Annotated in this window: 18 protein-coding genes; 14 read left to right on the forward strand and 4 right to left on the reverse strand. The window is 53.7% G+C overall.

The window, feature by feature from the left end; genetic code table 11:
• The first annotated feature begins 157 nt into the window (after positions 1 to 157).
• From AC3WK5_RS12145 to AC3WK5_RS12190, 10 genes are all read left to right on the forward strand, one after another.
• A complete protein-coding gene (locus AC3WK5_RS12145; protein ID WP_103315296.1) occupies positions 158 to 313 on the forward strand; it encodes a GH-E family nuclease in 156 nt (51 codons plus the stop codon).
• The gene (locus tag AC3WK5_RS12150) at positions 313 to 867 is read left to right on the forward strand and encodes a suppressor of fused domain protein (RefSeq protein WP_103315117.1); all 555 of its coding nucleotides are present in this window, start codon (positions 313 to 315) and stop codon (positions 865 to 867) included. Before AC3WK5_RS12145 ends, AC3WK5_RS12150 begins: the two co-directional genes overlap by 1 nt.
• Positions 868 to 1,362: 495 nt before the next feature.
• Positions 1,363 to 1,839: a lytic transglycosylase gene (locus tag AC3WK5_RS12155; protein ID WP_103315118.1), complete on the forward strand. Its 477-nt coding sequence runs from the start codon at positions 1,363 to 1,365 to the stop codon at positions 1,837 to 1,839.
• Between the two features lie 640 nt (positions 1,840 to 2,479).
• Entirely contained in the window at positions 2,480 to 2,965 is a 486-nt protein-coding gene (locus tag AC3WK5_RS12160) for a hypothetical protein (RefSeq protein WP_103315119.1), read from the forward strand.
• A 320-nt stretch (positions 2,966 to 3,285) separates the two neighbouring features.
• Entirely contained in the window at positions 3,286 to 3,999 is a 714-nt protein-coding gene (locus AC3WK5_RS12165; protein WP_146039800.1) for a hypothetical protein, read from the forward strand.
• A 135-nt stretch (positions 4,000 to 4,134) separates the two neighbouring features.
• Entirely contained in the window at positions 4,135 to 4,623 is a 489-nt protein-coding gene (locus AC3WK5_RS12170) for a hemagglutinin repeat-containing protein (protein WP_256585119.1), read from the forward strand.
• Between the two features lie 118 nt (positions 4,624 to 4,741).
• The gene (locus AC3WK5_RS12175; RefSeq protein ID WP_103315122.1) at positions 4,742 to 5,161 is read left to right on the forward strand and encodes an RDD family protein; all 420 of its coding nucleotides are present in this window, start codon (positions 4,742 to 4,744) and stop codon (positions 5,159 to 5,161) included.
• Between the two features lie 151 nt (positions 5,162 to 5,312).
• Complete coding sequence (locus tag AC3WK5_RS12180) at positions 5,313 to 5,873, forward strand: hypothetical protein (RefSeq protein ID WP_103315123.1); 561 nt, start codon at positions 5,313 to 5,315, stop codon at positions 5,871 to 5,873.
• 65 nt (positions 5,874 to 5,938) lie between these two features.
• Positions 5,939 to 6,349, forward strand: coding sequence for a hypothetical protein (locus AC3WK5_RS12185; RefSeq protein ID WP_103315124.1), 411 nt, complete (start codon positions 5,939 to 5,941; stop codon positions 6,347 to 6,349).
• 532 nt (positions 6,350 to 6,881) lie between these two features.
• Positions 6,882 to 7,271 carry a hypothetical protein gene (locus tag AC3WK5_RS12190; RefSeq protein ID WP_103315125.1) on the forward strand — a complete coding sequence of 130 codons (390 nt, stop codon included), beginning with the start codon at positions 6,882 to 6,884 and terminating at the stop codon, positions 7,269 to 7,271.
• 375 nt (positions 7,272 to 7,646) lie between these two features.
• Here the strand turns inward: AC3WK5_RS12190 and AC3WK5_RS12195 are convergent, their stop codons facing one another.
• Positions 7,647 to 8,258 (reverse strand): hypothetical protein, encoded by a 612-nt coding sequence (locus tag AC3WK5_RS12195; RefSeq protein ID WP_103315126.1) that lies wholly within the window; start codon positions 8,256 to 8,258, stop codon positions 7,647 to 7,649.
• Positions 8,259 to 8,648: 390 nt separating this feature from the next.
• Between AC3WK5_RS12195 and AC3WK5_RS12200 the strand changes: the two genes are divergently transcribed.
• Positions 8,649 to 8,876: a hypothetical protein gene (locus tag AC3WK5_RS12200; protein WP_103315127.1), complete on the forward strand. Its 228-nt coding sequence runs from the start codon at positions 8,649 to 8,651 to the stop codon at positions 8,874 to 8,876.
• Positions 8,877 to 9,088: 212 nt separating this feature from the next.
• Here the strand turns inward: AC3WK5_RS12200 and AC3WK5_RS12205 are convergent, their stop codons facing one another.
• The 3 genes from AC3WK5_RS12205 to pdxR form a co-directional block, all read right to left on the reverse strand.
• Positions 9,089 to 10,354, reverse strand: a complete 1,266-nt coding sequence (locus AC3WK5_RS12205) for an MFS transporter (protein ID WP_103315128.1) — start codon at positions 10,352 to 10,354, stop codon at positions 9,089 to 9,091.
• Between the two features lie 38 nt (positions 10,355 to 10,392).
• On the reverse strand, positions 10,393 to 11,463 hold the full coding sequence (locus AC3WK5_RS12210; RefSeq protein ID WP_103315129.1) for a sugar phosphate isomerase/epimerase family protein: 1,071 nt from the start codon (positions 11,461 to 11,463) through the stop codon (positions 10,393 to 10,395).
• Between the two features lie 112 nt (positions 11,464 to 11,575).
• On the reverse strand, positions 11,576 to 13,084 hold the full coding sequence (gene pdxR / locus AC3WK5_RS12215) for a MocR-like pyridoxine biosynthesis transcription factor PdxR (RefSeq protein WP_103315130.1): 1,509 nt from the start codon (positions 13,082 to 13,084) through the stop codon (positions 11,576 to 11,578).
• A 246-nt stretch (positions 13,085 to 13,330) separates the two neighbouring features.
• On the opposite strand from pdxR, the gene AC3WK5_RS12220 reads away from it, so the two are divergent.
• From AC3WK5_RS12220 to AC3WK5_RS12230, 3 genes are all read left to right on the forward strand, one after another.
• Complete coding sequence (locus AC3WK5_RS12220) at positions 13,331 to 14,311, forward strand: quinone oxidoreductase family protein (RefSeq protein ID WP_054596673.1); 981 nt, start codon at positions 13,331 to 13,333, stop codon at positions 14,309 to 14,311.
• A 14-nt stretch (positions 14,312 to 14,325) separates the two neighbouring features.
• Positions 14,326 to 15,174: a TauD/TfdA dioxygenase family protein gene (locus tag AC3WK5_RS12225; protein ID WP_103315131.1), complete on the forward strand. Its 849-nt coding sequence runs from the start codon at positions 14,326 to 14,328 to the stop codon at positions 15,172 to 15,174.
• A gap of 86 nt (positions 15,175 to 15,260) precedes the next feature.
• Positions 15,261 to 16,313, forward strand: a complete 1,053-nt coding sequence (locus tag AC3WK5_RS12230) for a beta-keto acid cleavage family enzyme (RefSeq protein ID WP_103315132.1) — start codon at positions 15,261 to 15,263, stop codon at positions 16,311 to 16,313.
• Positions 16,314 to 16,404: the final 91 nt, after the last annotated feature.

Here is a 16,404-nt window from a genome sequence, read left to right on the forward strand (position 1 = left end):
CGCTTATTTAATTGATGTACCGTCGAAGATTATGCATTGTCAGCGTGCATGCAATCTTCTAAAAGGACTAAAAAGGGATGCCCATTAGCCGGTCCTACGTCAAGAGATTCAAAGCCGACCAGCCCTGCTTGTTTAACGGCAGGGTGTCCCCTTTTAGATTACCAGAGATTGGGATGTAGACCACCAGCCACCTTGGAGTCAGCGTGATCTATCCGGGAAAACGCGCTCAGAGGTATTGGATGAATATAACCAAGGTACGAGGCTCGAATGTCCGGGCTGTAACCGTTCACGCGGGGCGAGGCCTGCTGATTAATGACTTTAATTTCGCACATAGAGCATACGCTTGGGCAACTAGACCAGGGCTGGAGTTTTAGAGACGGCTCCAGTCCAGTGCAGGTTGCTCGTTTTAGGAATCAGCCCTTCGCAGGTGTGGTGACGTATGTCACGCTTGGCCTTAGTAATGTTTTGCTATCTATGCCACAAGAGCGCGAAGTTAGGCAGGAGCTTGTTTTTACCTCTTATGAAACGTTTTCCGCTGAGGAAATTGCATCTTTTATGCTTTCCTTTTGTGATTATATTTTAGCGCGCAACCAAGCATTGCTTCGCGGTGATGTCGTAGGGCCTAGCGCTCCGTTGATTCCGAATGTGGCCGTAAATTCAGTTTATGCCTCTATTCCAGTTATATTTGACGAGAGCTTTTCAACATACAAAGGATCTTCGCCACATACTGTGATGGTATGGTTGATTCCATTACTCAAGGAAGAGGCTGATTTTGTAAAAGCTAATGGCTGGAGTAAATTTGAGGATTTGCTTGAGCGTCAGAATCCTGATCTTATGGAGCTGAATAGAGCGTCTACTGTTCAATAAATTTTAGATGGCTCGATTGATTAGGCACCGATTTTGCGTCGGTGTTTTTTTTATCTGGTTTTTGATTTTCCGACTTTTATTTAGTCGCCCGCTTATTCCTTCCCTTTAGTCGCTGGCCCTGCCGCACAATAGAACCTAAAAGGGGACGGATTTATTTTATATACGTGAGTAAGGTGATAGTCCTGTCAGGCGCATCGAAAATAAATCCGTCCCCTTTTCGCTCATAAAAGGCGAAATCGTCTCTCGTAAATTGACACAGCTTTCTGAGGTTTCAGAGGCGACAGCAAAGAGCTACATAAGTGAGGCCATTATGAAATACCCTTCTGGTGCGACCATTGCGAAAGTTCCATCTAGTGGGTCTTTGGGTGGTCAAAAATTGCAAGGTACTGTTATTCTGGAGGTTCCTCCACAGAATGGAGTAATTCCAAAAGCCATCTTGGACTCTGCCAATAAGGCAGGGGTTTTAATTAGAGATACTAATGGGAAGGTGTATTGATGGGGCTGCCTATTTATTATTGTAAGTCTTGGTTTCGGATGAAGAAGTTTGCGATAGAGCCTATGGATGAAACTCTGGCACATTCTAGGCATCTCTCGGGCGAGTCATATACGGCTCTTATTGGGTCGGACTCTGCGCCATCTTGCTTTGTTGAGTTCTCCATAGATAAAGGAATGGTTGGTGTCGGATTTTTAGATAAGAAATGTCGTGAGTATCTGACCTACCAATTTCAAGTAATAGATGCGGATAACTTATTTTTGACTATGGCGACTCATCGTGAGTTTGAAGGGGATGGAGACGAGGTCATAGGTGGGGAGTCCTACATTTTCAATGAGGAAGGCGGCCTTGTTATTAGGCGAGAAAAGTTTAATCCTCATGAGATTGAAGAGGCCAGATCAAGTTTCGAACCGTCTCGAAATTATGAAAAAATTCCAAAATTTGGTTGTTACTCTAATGTAACAAAAGCTGATAGATAAAACAGGCAGGTGAGTTTCATTATAAAATTTAAGGGGTCTGAGTTGATCTGGCACCGGCCTTGCGCCGGTGTTTTTGCACCCTATCTGCATCTAAAAGGGGACGGATTTATTTTTTATGCGTGAGTAAGGTGATAGTTCTGTCAGGCGCATCGAAAATAAATCCGCTCCCTTTTAAATTTCTGTGGGTTTTTAGAAATGAAAGATTTTTCGTATTACTGCTCTTTGCCAGACTCTATGTCAGAGGAGACCTACAAAAAGGGGACGGATTTATTTTTATGCGTTGTAAGTTGATAGTCCTGTCAGGCGCATCGAAAATAAATCTGTCCCCTTTAGATTATTGAGTCGGGGCAAACACCGATTTCCGGACCTGGGAAAGCGTCACTACCAGGTGCAGATTACATTACGTATGATCCATCATCGCGATCTGTGATCGTCTGGGACGCCAAATATCGTGCTCCTGGCGGAAGCTATCCAACCTCCTTGCCAGATTCAAAGTTACAGGCCTGGCGATCAGAGATCATAAACTCCGTTAAAAGTATGCCGGAGGGGCCGGCCAAAGTAGCCGCAGAGAGCGCGCTTAAGGCTGGCAGGGTCGAAGGTCGAATATTCAAATGGCCACAATAGGTTTGAGGCATTTAAGATGCAAGAGTGGTTGTCGCTGTGCAAGTCAAAGGTTGGGGACGCCGTCGATGTACGGAAGCAATGCGTTCTCGCTATGGAAGACGGTGTATACAAAATTTCAGACGATCAGTATTTTTTAGCTGACGCTTTTTTTGATGGGGGAAAGGAAAAACTTCGTTTGCTCTCCCTCTACTGGGCCTGCAGTGAGCCTGCATTTCGGAGAGCCTACTACAGGGATATTGAAAATGATGACATGGCTGTATGCCGGCCGCCGTCTGAATTGCTTCCAATGGGGGCGGGGGCGACCTATAGTCAGATAAAAAATGCTCTTGGTTCTCTTGGTTCTGACAAGTTTATGGAGTACGCCTCTTATCGTGTGATGTCTGATGGTGCATTTGTTCATAAGAGCTTAGAAAGCTCATCGGCTGTTTATTATTTTCGCTTGCATGATATTGTTGATGATGAACTGCCTTACGCGATACTGTGGAAGCTTTCTAGTGCGTGAGTTAGCGAGAAACAGTGTCTTGTTGCTGGGGTGAAGTGGTGCAAAAGGACCTGGGGCTGTTGTAGATGACACGATCAAGGCCTTACCAGCTCCAAGACAAGTAGATGCATCGTGGATGCGCGAACACTTATAACAAGTGCGGTCAACCTAAAAGGGGGCGGATTTATTTTATATGCGTGAGTAAGGTGATAGTCCTGTCAGGTGCATCGAAAATAAATCCATCCCCTTTTAAATTGGAACAAAAAAGTTGAGGCGCAGGCTAAAGCTTTCATTCGGTCCAGTGGTTTCGATAGCATTGTTAGTACTAGGACAAGAACCCCATGAGTGCAGCAGATATAGAACTATGGTTTTATACGTGTCCTGATAAAACTCTATCTATAAATCAGCGACATGCTGAAATCATGGATAGGATGTCTCGGATTGGTGCTCCTTTAGGGTTTGCGGGTCTTGAGCTTCCGGCTACCCCGAGTTGCGGCGACGGGTTAGTTGCTACCTATACAGTTAAACTTCCCATCAGAGGGCTCCGGTGTGTGGGGGACTATGCGTATCGTGGTGATCGATACATATATGAAGATAGGGCCTCCTATGACGAACACTTGCGGTTTGGATTTAAGATATCAAACAAGGCTATTGATTATAAACTTGTTGTGAGTGAGCACTTGCCAAAAGTGATTGAGGCGTTCAAGGGGTATAGGGCTCATGTATCCTATGATCTGTATGGTTTGTATTATCAAGGAGGGTTGAACGATGACAATGCGGTTTATAATCGGTTGCGTGAGGACAAAACTTTAGATATTGATGGGCGCAACAATATTTATACGCTATATCCTGCCCAGTTCTGGGATGCAGCCCTTTGTCAGCGTGTTCTAGGCTATGGCCCTGATGAAGTAATTGCACGATTGGAAGGCAAGTGTCGTATGGCGGTACGGCTGATGGGTGGGGTCTATTTAATTCTCAATGATGACCCGAACATGTCCTATGAAACTTTTGTACAAGTGAATGAACAGATCAAGCCGATCTTGGGGCTGGTCTAGTGGGCATATATTGAAGGAAAGGGGTTTATTTGAATTTAGGATTTATGAAATGGTGCAAAAGGGCTTGGAAGTAAGGTCGATGACTTACTGCCAAACCTCAATGTCCGGGTACTTACCGAGACTGAGGCAAGAGCCTTGGGTGGTGAAAATAAAGGTCTGATTTATGTCGCGGAAGGCCCAAAAGGAAAGCCTGCGGCGCAGGACTTTCAGGCGGGTACCAATGGCGCGTTTACTGATTTAGCGACAGGTAAAGGAGGGGTGCCGGCGCTGCGCTATACCAACCCCAATGAAAAAGGAACATCTAAAAGGGGACGGATTTATTTTATATGCGTGAGTAAGGTGATAGTCCTGTCAGGCTCATCGAAAATAAATCCGTCCCCTTTTCGTCCACTGTTGCAGGCGAAGAACAACATCACCCTGGAAAGCGCGCAGAGCACCGCGAACTGGGCCAACGACAGCAATAACGACAGAACCGCCATTGGTGTCAGTTTCAATATCGGCCAACAGAATGGCTTCACCCTCGACCTGGGCGCGTCCATCGCCAAGAGCATGGGTGCAGGCGATTCGGTCACCCAGGTCAACAGCACGCTGGATACCAGCTCGTTGGTCCTGCGCAGGACCTAAAAGGAGACGGATTTATTTTTTATACTTGAGTAAGGTGTTAGTCCTGTCAGGCGCATCAAAAATAAATCTGCCTACTTTTCAGTTATTTATTACAATGATCTGGCAGTCAAGAGATAACATGGAGTTCAGAATGGATGGGCGCGCACAGCAACACTCTCCCGATTTGGCCAGTCTAGTCCGTCGATTAGCTGCTCAGATCATTGACTCAGTCATCGTCCTCTTTCTGATGTCTGTCAACATCATGGTTTTGAGCTTTGTAGGCCTGTACAGTATTGCCTCTCTCTCGGGTATGGTATTCGGCGGCGGATATTTTTTGTTTTCTGACGCTATCTGGGATGGTCAAAGCATTGGCAAAAAAATGATGAAGATTTCAGCTGTTGATGAGTTTAGTCTTTTAGGGTGCAGTTACCTTCAATCATTTAATCGTAATTTCCTGAAATTTTCTCTGTCCTTTATAGACTGGATGTTCATATTTTTTGGATCCCGGAAAAGATTGGGGGATATGCTCGCATCGACAGTGGTGATCAACGTGAAATAGACGTCATGTCTGTCGGCATCGTAGAATATTAAATGCGGTCCCTTCTTCTCACGGCTGCTGATGAAGTGCAAAAGGAACAGGCAACGTTGTCTGCTCCTGAGACACCCCAGTCGGGCGGCAAGTAATTTTTAATGATGTACATGGAGTGTTCATGAAAAAAACTTCACTGCTGATGTTGAGCCTGATTCTGACGTTACCAGGGTGTAAATCCAACGTCAGAGACTCTTCCCCCAGTTTGCTCAATAATGGCATCCAACTGCACCAGGACAAAGTGACCGTCGATACGCAACACGCCAAGGTCATCATGAAAGCGTCGGGTGCCACCTTCCCAGTTGAGTTTTCGATCAGGCGCGCAACGGATCCTGACCAGCGAATGGATGTGCAGGGAACTGTTGCGGATACCGGCCGGGGCAAGGTGTTTGGCTGGATTGCCACGCTCAACGAAACGGTCCACAGCGCCACTTTGAAGCACTTCCCGCAGTTGGAAGTACAAGCCGACGCCGATCAACCGTTCGTGGTATCAGGTTACGCCAGTGGCGAGAGCATTGGCAGTCGCTACCGATGTGGCCCGGTCAGAAGCACTTTCACACCGGAACGAAGCAAGGTCTATCTGGTGGAGTTTCAGTTTGTGGATGACCGCTGTGAACAGCATGTCTACGATGTCACTCAGTCAGAAACGCGTATTCCCGTCGCGAGCGTACCGGGCCTTTGAGACCGATTTAAGTCAACGCTGAGCCATCGCAACACACAGAATCCATTTGAAGAAGGAAGCACTACGTGAAACGGAATTTCTCCCTGAGCCTTATCGTCCTGGCTGCAACGTTAGGTGGCTGCGCCGCCAACAAGCCGGTCAACGATCCATCCTTGATTGGTTCGTGGAAAGGTCTGCGGGCAGAAAACGGCAAATGCCAGTTCCTATCCTGGAACAATGACTTCAAGCCCGACGGCAGCTTCACCATCACCTTTTTCCGGGATGCCCAGCAGACCCAGCCGATTCAAACCGAACATGGCCGCTGGTCGGCTGCCAATGGCAAGAACGAATTGAGAACTGATGGAGTGCGTTTGCCAGATGTCTACACCTACAAGTTGATCGATGCCGACACGGTGCATTACGTGAATGTGGCGTCAGACCCTTCCGGCGATTGCCAGGAAGATTATGAGTTCACTGAGCGCCGCATTCGCGGTTAAGCCTGCCTGTACGAGCAGCCATAGAGCTGCGCGGGTGACGTACATCTAAAAGGGGTGACACCGTTTGCGCTGTCGAACTTGTGGGTGGCGCGTAGATATTTACTGACGAGTGCGAGAGAGGTGCGCCTGTAATGTGGGGAATGGTTGCCGCGAGGTGCTCGCAGTGGCTAAAAACACAGAAATGAGCGAGTGACCTGATCGTCTTTGATTGATTCGCCGCGTTCAAGATCGGCAGAGGCTGGAGTCAGCCAGAAATACATGACTACTTCAGACCCTCCCTGGCTGCTGCGGCTCTTTCATTGGTTCGTGACGGCGTGATCAGGCTTGACGACACTGTGTACCCGAGGGCTCATTCACTCTGCGTCAACTACTGAGCCATCAGGCTTATGCCCTGACAAGGCGTTCGGTAAAAATACATCCGTCGAAATAGACGTTGACAGTGAAATAAACGAGGCCCGGTTGACGGGGGGGGGGCGATTGTCGAATGACACGTTTTATTCGTTAATCAGGGCCTTTGTTCGCATGATTCATCATGTTGCTGGTAATTGATTTCAAGTTATTGCCGCGGCGCTACTTTTTTGTTAGATTGCGCGCCTCAAAAATTAACCAGGGACGTGTTATGTTTTTTATTATTTGGCAAGGCTGGGGTGTTCTTTCGATTCTTATCCCGCTGCTCTGCATTGTGCCTTTCGCTGGGCTCTTCAATGGGCTTGGGCTGGGAGTCGGTCTATTGGTTGGTGCGGCCGTCAACGCCTATATTGGCCACAAGCTGAATAACCAGCCGGGCAAAACCTACATAGATAAAAACACGGGTGGCGAAGTGATCTTTCGCAAGAAACACACGTTGTTTTATGTGCCCATGCAGTATGTGTCAGTGCTGTGGGCCGTGGTGGGTGTATTTGCGTTGTTTAGTGCGCTCTAAGGAAGGACTGAAGTACCTACCGATTTTTCATGCCCTCGCTACTTGAGGTTCAAAAAATCATGAGTTGGTCGAAAAACAGATCTTTCCTGTCCTTAACTCATGGATCTTTCCTCTAGTCGTACTGTTTCAGGGGGATTGGTCCACGCTACGGGCGCTTACCCACTTCGGTGTCTCCCGTATCGCCGCAGACGTAAGTTTCTTCGCCATGAAGCGACTGATCGAGCTGTGTCACGTTCGCCATATTGTTTGCGCATTGCGAAAGCCATCAGATACATGCCATCCGATCTACTGATTGACGCCGGGCGTTGAACATGGAGCTCGGGGGCATGTTTTACTCTGGTCACGTAAACGTCTAGCCAGTAGGCATCAGCGTGCTTATTCCACAATCGTATGTACATCCTCCTCGCTCAAACAGACCGACAACTGCTGACCTTCCTTGCTGAAGGCGCAATAGGGCAATGCCTGCTGCTTGAGGAAGGCCAGTGGCACGGCTATAAAAAATGCGCTCAACGCTGCTGCAGCCACGGTTTTCCCGAATATTTTCAGCCCGGAGAGTGACGCGTTTCTGGACGCCGTTTTTGCCCTGGAACGGGCATACAAACCGCTGGCCAGGATCGCTGCACCGATCAGCATGGCAATCGTGATATCGGCCTGTACGGGGCTGTAAAGCAGATTGCCGTTGGCATCGTCCGGGTAGTTCAATTGCCACCAGCCACCGATGCACAGCGGCACAAGCCCGGCGGTGATCCAGGCGAGAATCGACCCCGGCAGCCGTAGCAGGATGGCCACTATCAGGCCGAGGGTGGCAACGGCCCAGCCGCTGAGAAACAGTTGGGTGGACATGGCTCCGCCGAACAGGGTACCGCCGACATCCTTGGGCGTCAGAAGGGTCCAGTCGTAGAAAACGATGTGCAGAAGCACACCCCCTACGGCAATCCAGCTCATCGGGAAGTAAAGCCATAACCATCGGGTGTTGGAGCGAAGCATTGTCTTACTCATGCTGGGGGACGAGAACGTGTCAGAGATGTGCATGAATGAGAGAGGGTGCCAGGCATCAGCACTATCACTGAACGTGTGGCGTTCAGATTCGGAATAACACACATCTTCCTTTTTGTGTTTTGGGCACCAGTTTGTAATGTGCTCTTGCGCATTGTATATGCTTGTTGATCCGGTGAGGGTTGAACGCTTGAGCGTACTTTCAGGCGAGAGGACATGCGGCCAGTGAAGTCCTTTCCGGCTTAATGTGAGATCAGCATGACCAAAAAGCCCTGCAGGTTTACGCGTGCAGGGCTTTTCTCGTTTTCGGCCCCAGGGAGCATGATTCATTGACCTTGGGATTGATCTACGCTTAATGCTCTACACAGAGGGTTGCGTGTCATGAGCGAAGATCGAGTGGTTGCGCTTGAGATAGCGCTTAAAACGGTAATGGCCGTCGCTGGGCGACAAGGCGTGGCAGCCGACGAGCTGTGCAGGAAGTCAATTCGCGCAATCATTAGTGACCCCGAGTTTAATTGGGTCAAGCCCGACCATGCTGAAGACGCCATCGCCGAGATTGAAATGGCTCAAGCTGCCATTGCGCACCTGTCTCTACCCTCGGCGAAATAAGCGGGTGTGGATCGGGCAGAAGCTCGTTTGAGTTGATCGATCATCGTTGTCGGTAGACCGCGTGGCGTCAGCGTGACCGTCCGGATAGCTTCCGGCCGCGACGTGAATACTCACGTGGATAACGAGGTTGCTGCAGGGGCGATCCGCTGCCCATGCAGCACCTGTTTCAGGACGAGGCACTACGGCCCGGTTTCCGCTAACCGCGCCGATGTTCAGGTTCGCGCTGCGCTGACTTCGCCGGTGGTCGTAGCGTTATTGCGGACAGCCTGATACAGCAGGCTGGACACCATGAACCCAAGAATGGCCAATACGCTCATCAAACTGAAGACATAGTTGTAGCCTTGCTGGCCGGGGAAATGGTCGAGGATTGCACCATAGATGACGTAGGCGAACATGCCTGGCGCATAGCCGATCAGACAACCAATACCGAAGGCTGAGCCGGTGATGTGCTGGGGAATGCCGATTTCACCCATGGGCGCCCAGAACACACCGCGCATGGAAAAAACTATCAGCGCGAAGGAGAGGGTGGCCGCCATGCCCGCGTAGATGAAACTCGGGCTTTTCGGGATGAGCATGATCACGCCCATCAGCGGCAGCAAAGCCAGGAACGCCCATTTCAGATAGCGGCTGGTGCTCTTGAACTGTTTGTCGGCAATGAAGCCTCCGGCAGGCCCGCCGAGGATCTTGAGAAAGTACTGATTGATGATGCCGTAGGCGCCCACCAGTGCCACGGGCAGTTCGTACATGTCCTTGAGGTAGGGAATGAAATAGGTCAGGCCGCAGTAGACGATGTAGACCATGAACACGTTGAGGCTGACCAGCCAGATACCCGGGACCTTGATGGCCTCGAGCAGGTTCGACAGACCGTTCTTCGGCTTGGCGCTCGACTGCGCGGTGCCGCCCTTGAGCAGGAACCAGGTCAGGGTGCCGGCAAGAATGTCGATGACCGAGTAAAACAGGATCGCCGATTTCAGACCGGCCTCACCGGAGCCCATGGCGACGAAGACGCCCAGCGCAGAAAAGGCGACCAGGGTATCAATGACCCCACGCCCGCCTTCCAGAAGACCGAACAACCGACCCTGCTCCTGATCGTCACCCAGGTTGCGGATGGCCTTGAGCAGTGAAGGCCAAAAAATGCAATCGGCGCAGACGGCCAACAGGCTGAACACGATCAGCAGGTTGCTGAAGGGCGGGAAGGTCGCAAGGTAGAGCCCCAGGCTGCCGGTGCCGAGCAGGCCGATGGGAATCAGCTTGCGTGTGTCGTATCGGTCCGCCAGCAGGCCGCCGACGACAAACAGCGCGGTGGCGATAATGGCGTTGGCGCTCAGTAGCAAGCCGATTTCAGTATGGGTCAATCCCATGAACGTTTGCATCGGCACATAGAAGGCGTCCTTGAGGTTCGCCAGCTTGTAGATGGTGCCGCCACCGAGGATGAGAATCAGGAATCTGAGCCATTTGGCCTTGTCACGAGTTGTCATTATTGTTCTCCAGGCGTAATCGGGTAGTAACGTCAGGTTCAGGCGTTTGCGCGGTTATCCAGGGTCAGTTCGGCCAGGGTCCGGAACTCGGCCAGCAGACCTCGAACATAGGCAACCTGGTTGTTCGCCCAGCGGTGTTCGTCGGCCAGCATTCGCTCCAGCGAGTAGCCGATTGGCAGCGGCGTTTCACTCATTTCCCGATAGGCAATGAACGGGTCGGCGGCCTCGAAGGTCTGGCGGAATGCCGGGGCGACGTAGTGGTTTTCCTGCTCGAGGATGAATGCAATCACTTGCGGGGTTGATTCGCCGAGCATCAGCAATTCGAACAACATGCGTGCGCTGGGCAGGTCATCTTCGTCACAGCCCTGCAGCACGCCGTAATGGCCGAAGCCGTTTTGCTCGGGGACGATGCGCACGCCCTTGAGGTGGGTCTGGCGTATGTGCGGCGCCAGGGTACGGAGCGCCGGCAGGGGCTGTTCGCAGGCGTTGATCATGTTGCCGAAGTCGAACAAGGCATGCAGTCGAGGATGGTTGAGGCGGTTCAGCAGGTGCGCGATTTCGGCACTCTTGAGTTCTTCATGCTGCTCGAAGTCGAAGAACAGATCGTGCTCGTCAGCCTGCTGCGCGAGGTAATGCAGGTCTGATGCGATCACGTCCATGACCCGTGACAGCGTTCCCTCGTAGCGTGAGTAAACGCGGATGTTGCGCACCCCCAGGGCCTTGGCGATTCCGATAACCTGATCGACATCTTTTTTCAGGGTGCTGCTGATTTCCAGGTGCACATCCAGTCCGAGCGCATGAGCCTTCTCGGCAAACGCTCGAAGTTGCGCGGGTGTCATTTGACTCAGGCTGTTTTCCTCACCGTCGAGCAAGTGCAGGCTCAGCCCCTGCAACTCGTGACGATAGGCGAAGTCCAGCAGGTCGGCAGGCGTGACGCGGCCATGGGTGAGGTTGGTCAGCAAGGGATAGGCATGGGCAAACAGGCGCACCTGCCCAAGTCGGTCGAGCAGCTGGTGGGCCAGTACTTCAGTCAGTGCGGGAGGTGCCCCGGCCTCGACAGCCTTATGGCTGAGCAAGGCATGGAATCGTTCCTGGATCTTATTGTTCATTCGAGTCATTCCTGGTTCAGACGCCGGGTCTGCCGGCGCAGCCTTTATCGCGCCAGTCAGGAACTCTCGATAGATCCATTATCAGTTAAATCATAAGACCACTTGCCTTGCCTCAAGTGGCCTGCTGCAGGTAGCCCATGTCGGACAAGGCCTGGGCCAGTGCTTCGACGCGCTCCTCGGCCTGGCTTTCAGGCGTGCCGGCAAAGCCGATCAACAGGGCCGGTGGCAGGACATGCTCAAGGCAGTAGTCGCTCAGGGCATAGGTGTGAATGTTGTGCCGGGCCAGTTCCTTGGCGATGGCATCGTCATTCAGCTCCGCTGGCAACCAGGCGATCAGGTGCATGCCGGCTTCCACCGGGGTGATCTTGAAGAAACCGCCCAGCCGTTGCTGCAGCTGCTCGACCAGTGCTTTCTGGCGAGCCTGGTACAGCGCACGCATGCGGCGGATGTGCCCAAGGAAGTGGCCTTCGCGCATGAAGTCTGCCGTCACGGCCTGGAGCAGCGTGGGCGGGCTGCGATCCATGACCGCCCGCAAGGTACAGAAGGGTTCGATCAAGGCCTGCGGCAGTATCACGTAACCCAGTCGTAGCGAGGGGAACAGGACTTTGCTGAACGTTCCGACATAGATCACCCGAGCCCATTGATCCATCGCATAGAGCGCAGGCAGGGGGCGGCCGTTGTAGTGAAACTCACTGTCGCAGTCGTCCTCGATGATCCAGCTTTGGTTGTGCGCAGCCCAGTCGATGAGTTCCTGGCGCCGCGCATAACTCATGGTGACGCCTAGGGGATGCTGGCGAGACGGCGTGGTAAACACCAGGCGGGCGTCAGGGCACTGAGCCAGGCCTTGCTGGATGTCGATCCCCTGTTCGTCGATACGCAGCGGGACCACCAGACCACCCTGGGCCTGGAGCGCGATTCGCGCCGCGATATGCCCCGGATCCTCCATCCACACGCTGTCCTGTGGATTGAGCAACAGCATGCCCAGCAGGTTAAAGGCTTGCTGGGCGCCGGAAACGATGACCACCTGCTCGGCACTGCAGTCGATGCCACGGGCATCAAAGACGTATTCGGCAATCGCCTTGCGCAGAGCCAGCAAGCCTTGCAGTTCGCCATAGCCGAGCATGGCCTTGGTCGGCTTGTGCAGGTGGCGGTTCATCAGGCGCTTCCAGATGTGTTGCGGGAACGCGTCGTAAGTGCTGTGGCTGGGCAGGAACGAGGTAGGGCTTGCCGGATCCCAGTCGGCATAGCTAACCCCTCGAAAATGATCGCTGCGCAACGACAGCATGGACTGGCTCAGATCGGACAGGCGGGGAGGCTGGCGCTGCCGCTCATCGTCGGCCACTCCGCGGTTTTCCCACTCATTGCCGACATAGGTACCGGCCCCGGTCCGTGACGCCAGAAAACCTTCGGCAATCAGCTGATCGAAGGCATTGAGGATGGTGATTCGCGACAGTGCGAGCTCTTTGCTCAAGGTCCGGGTTGACGGCAGGCGCACGCCCCCTTGAATTCTTCCACTGAGAACCTGTTGGCGAATCTGCAAATAGAGTTGGCGGTACAGGGGAATGGAGCTGGCACGGTCCAGCTCAATACCCGACAGCAGCAAACCTGCAGGGGATTTCATGACTTGCTCGTCTGGATGGGGAGTGGTTTGACCTGGAACACCGTCAGGCACCGAGGTGCGCAAGGGTATCGAGAGGCACTGGATAAGTCATCCATCGCAGGCGTTGATGCCGCGCCCCGGGTAGCTGTCACGAAATGAAAAGCCATTGTCGTCTGATGAGAAGCGGCCCGTCAGACGGCGTCCTAGAGTCCAATCAGCGCAAATCGACGCGACACGCCAATATTGCAGACTGGAGAATAAGACAACATGGCCAAAGCCGTACGCTTCTACGAAACCGGTGGTCCCGACGTTCTTCGTTATGAAGAGGTCGACGTCGGCGAACCCGGTCCAGGCCAGGTCCGTCTTCGTCATGTAGCGGTTGGCCTGAACTATGCCGACACCTACTTTCGCAATGGCACTTACCCGATTCCGATGCCCAATGGCATGGGGGTTGAAGCTTCCGGTGTGGTCCAGGCCATCGGCGAGGGGGTTACCAACGTACAGGTCGGCGACCGCGTCACCTACACCGGGTTTCTCAATACATTGGGTGCCTACAGCACCGAGCGGCTGATCCCGGCCGCGCCGCTGATCAAGCTGCCGGAAACCATCAGTTTCGAGACGGCCGCGGCCATGACCATGCGCGGCCTGACATCGTCGTACCTGATGCGGCGCATTTACGATTTCAAGGCTGGCGACAGCATTTTGCTACACGCTGCTGCCGGTGGTGTGGGCCTGATCGTTTCGCAGTGGGCCAAGCTGCTCGGCCTGACGGTCATCGGTACCGTGTCCACCGAGGTCAAGGGTGAAATCGCCCGGGCCCATGGCTGCGACCATGTCATCAACTACAGCCATGAAGACGTCGCCCAGCGCGTTCGCGAATTGACTGATGGCGTTGGGGTCAACGTGGTGTTCGACAGTGTTGGCAAGAATACTTTCATGGGCTCCCTGGATTCGCTCAAGCGCCGCGGCCTGATGGTGTGCGTCGGCACGGCGTCCGGCCCGATCCCGGCGTTCGATCCGGTGCTGCTGGCGATGAAAGGCTCGCTGTTCATGACCCGCCCGGCTCTGGCGGACTACATCGCCGACCCGGCGGAAAAAGCCGCCCTGGCGGGTGAACTGTTCGACCTCGTCGGCAGCGGTCGAATCAAGATCGAGATTAACCAGCACTATGCTTTGCAGGATGCCGTGCAGGCTCATCGCGACCTGGAGTCACGCAAGACCACGGGTTCATCAATCTTCGTCATTTAAGGGAGTCGTCCTCCATGAAAGTCGAACAGTTGACCTGCAGCATTGGTGCGGAACTGATTGGCGTGAACCTCGCCGACGCTCTCCATGACGACGGTCTTTTTGCCGAGATTCGGGTTCAGTTGCTCAAGCATCGGGTGGTGTTCCTGCGCGATCAGGACATCAGCCGCGCCGAGCACGTGGCCTTCGCCCGTCGCTTCGGCGAGCTGGAGGATCATCCGGTGGCCGGCAGTGATCCGGATCATCCAGGTCTGGTGCGCATCTATAAGAGTCCGGACCAGCCGATGGACCGCTACGAGAACGCCTGGCACACCGATGCAACCTGGCGCGAAGCGCCGCCGATGGGCTGCGTATTGCGCTGTGTGGAGTGTCCACCGGTTGGGGGCGACACCATGTGGGCCAACATGGTGGAGGCCTACGCGCGCTTGCCGGATGACATCAAGGTGAAGATTGCCGATCTGCGCGCCCGCCACAGTATCGAAGCGAGCTTTGGTGCCGCCATGCCGATCGAAAAGCGCCTGGCGCTCAAGGCGATGTACCCGGATGCCGAGCACCCGGTGGTGCGTACCCACCCGGAAACCGGGGAAAAGGTGCTGTTCGTCAACGCCTTTACCACCCACTTGAGTAACTACCACACCCCTGAGCGGGTACGTTTTGGCCAGGACGCCAACCCCGGCGCGAGCGAGTTGCTGCGCTACCTGATCAGCCAGGCGTACATCCCCGAGTATCAGGTGCGCTGGCGCTGGAAACCCAACAGCATCGCCATCTGGGACAACCGCAGTACCCAGCACTACGCCGTCATGGATTACCCGCCGTGCCATCGCAAGATGGAACGCGCCGGGATCATCGGCGACAAGACTTACTGATCGACCGTCTCTGCATTCGTACTTGCTACAGGCTTGCCCGGCATGTCCCCGGCGTGGGCGTACAACCATAATAAAAGGAGTAACTCATGCAATTCTTCGACGATTCCCTGCACCCGGAAAACATGGAAAAAGTGGTCATCACCGTGGCCCCGTATGGCCCTGAGTGGATGCCGGAAGACTTTCCCGAAGACATCCCGCTGACCATGGATGAGCAGGTGCAGAAGGCGGTCGATTGCTATGAGGCCGGTGCCACGGTGTTGCACCTGCATGTGCGCGAACTGGACGGCAAGGGTTCCAAGCGCCTGTCCAAGTTCAACGAGTTGATCGCCGGTGTGCGCGAAGCCGTGCCGGACATGATCATCCAGGTCGGTGGTTCGATTTCCTTCGCGCCCGAAAGCGATGGTGAAGCCGCCAAGTGGCTGTCTGACGATACGCGCCACATGCTGGCGGAGCTGACGCCAAAACCGGATCAGGTCACGGTGGCCATCAACACCACTCAAATGAACATCATGGAGTTGCTGTATCCGGAATACCTGGGAGGCACGTCCCTGGCGAATCCGGCCTATCAGGCGGCCTACAGCGAGATGACCGTACCAGCAGGCCCGGCCTGGGTCGCGGAGCATTTGCGGCGGCTGATGGCGGCGGGTGTGCAGCCGCATTTCCAGCTGACCGGCATGCATGCCATGGAAACCCTGGAGCGCCTGGTGCGCAAGGGCGTGTACATGGGGCCGTTGAACCTGACCTGGATCGGCATCGGCGGCGGTTTCGATGGCCCCAATCCGTTCAACTTTTTCAACTTTGTTCACCGCGCGCCGGACGGCTGCACCTTGACCGCCGAATCGCTGCTCAAGAACGTGCTGCCGTTCAATGTCATGGCGCTGTCCATGGGGCTGCACCCACGCGTGGGTATCGAAGACACGATCATTGATCAGAAGGGCAGACGTTTCAGCTCCGTGCAGCAGATCGAGCAAACCGTGCGTGTCGCCCATGAGCTGGGGCGCGAAATCGCCAGCGGCAAAGAAGCCCGTGAGATCTACCGCATCGGTGTGCAGTACCAGAGTATCGAAGAAACCCTGTTGGCCAACGGCATGGCACCCAACCGCAAGGCTGGCCAGAAAGGTGTGCCGCAACGCGGCTGACCGGCAACAAAGGCGGGAGGTCGATGGCCTTCCGTTCGTTGCATTGCAACACGCTCGATAACAATAAATACAACAATGTTTCGAGGAGGCT

This window comes from Pseudomonas sp. FW306-02-D09B (assembly GCF_058782685.1).

Coding starts and splice junctions, on each gene's coding strand:
- AC3WK5_RS12210 (WP_103315129.1), bottom strand. CDS start 11,463: ATGAACAATAAGATCCAGGAACGATTCCATGCCTTGCTCAGCCATAAG.
- AC3WK5_RS12200 (WP_103315127.1), top strand. CDS start 8,649: ATGAGCGAAGATCGAGTGGTTGCGCTTGAGATAGCGCTTAAAACGGTA.
- AC3WK5_RS12195 (WP_103315126.1), bottom strand. CDS start 8,258: ATGCTTCGCTCCAACACCCGATGGTTATGGCTTTACTTCCCGATGAGC.
- pdxR (WP_103315130.1), bottom strand. CDS start 13,084: ATGAAATCCCCTGCAGGTTTGCTGCTGTCGGGTATTGAGCTGGACCGT.
- AC3WK5_RS12150 (WP_103315117.1), top strand. CDS start 313: ATGACTTTAATTTCGCACATAGAGCATACGCTTGGGCAACTAGACCAG.
- AC3WK5_RS12165 (WP_146039800.1), top strand. CDS start 3,286: ATGAGTGCAGCAGATATAGAACTATGGTTTTATACGTGTCCTGATAAA.
- AC3WK5_RS12175 (WP_103315122.1), top strand. CDS start 4,742: ATGGAGTTCAGAATGGATGGGCGCGCACAGCAACACTCTCCCGATTTG.
- AC3WK5_RS12220 (WP_054596673.1), top strand. CDS start 13,331: ATGGCCAAAGCCGTACGCTTCTACGAAACCGGTGGTCCCGACGTTCTT.
- AC3WK5_RS12160 (WP_103315119.1), top strand. CDS start 2,480: ATGCAAGAGTGGTTGTCGCTGTGCAAGTCAAAGGTTGGGGACGCCGTC.
- AC3WK5_RS12180 (WP_103315123.1), top strand. CDS start 5,313: ATGAAAAAAACTTCACTGCTGATGTTGAGCCTGATTCTGACGTTACCA.
- AC3WK5_RS12205 (WP_103315128.1), bottom strand. CDS start 10,354: ATGACAACTCGTGACAAGGCCAAATGGCTCAGATTCCTGATTCTCATC.
- AC3WK5_RS12190 (WP_103315125.1), top strand. CDS start 6,882: ATGTTGCTGGTAATTGATTTCAAGTTATTGCCGCGGCGCTACTTTTTT.
- AC3WK5_RS12225 (WP_103315131.1), top strand. CDS start 14,326: ATGAAAGTCGAACAGTTGACCTGCAGCATTGGTGCGGAACTGATTGGC.
- AC3WK5_RS12155 (WP_103315118.1), top strand. CDS start 1,363: ATGGGGCTGCCTATTTATTATTGTAAGTCTTGGTTTCGGATGAAGAAG.
- AC3WK5_RS12230 (WP_103315132.1), top strand. CDS start 15,261: ATGCAATTCTTCGACGATTCCCTGCACCCGGAAAACATGGAAAAAGTG.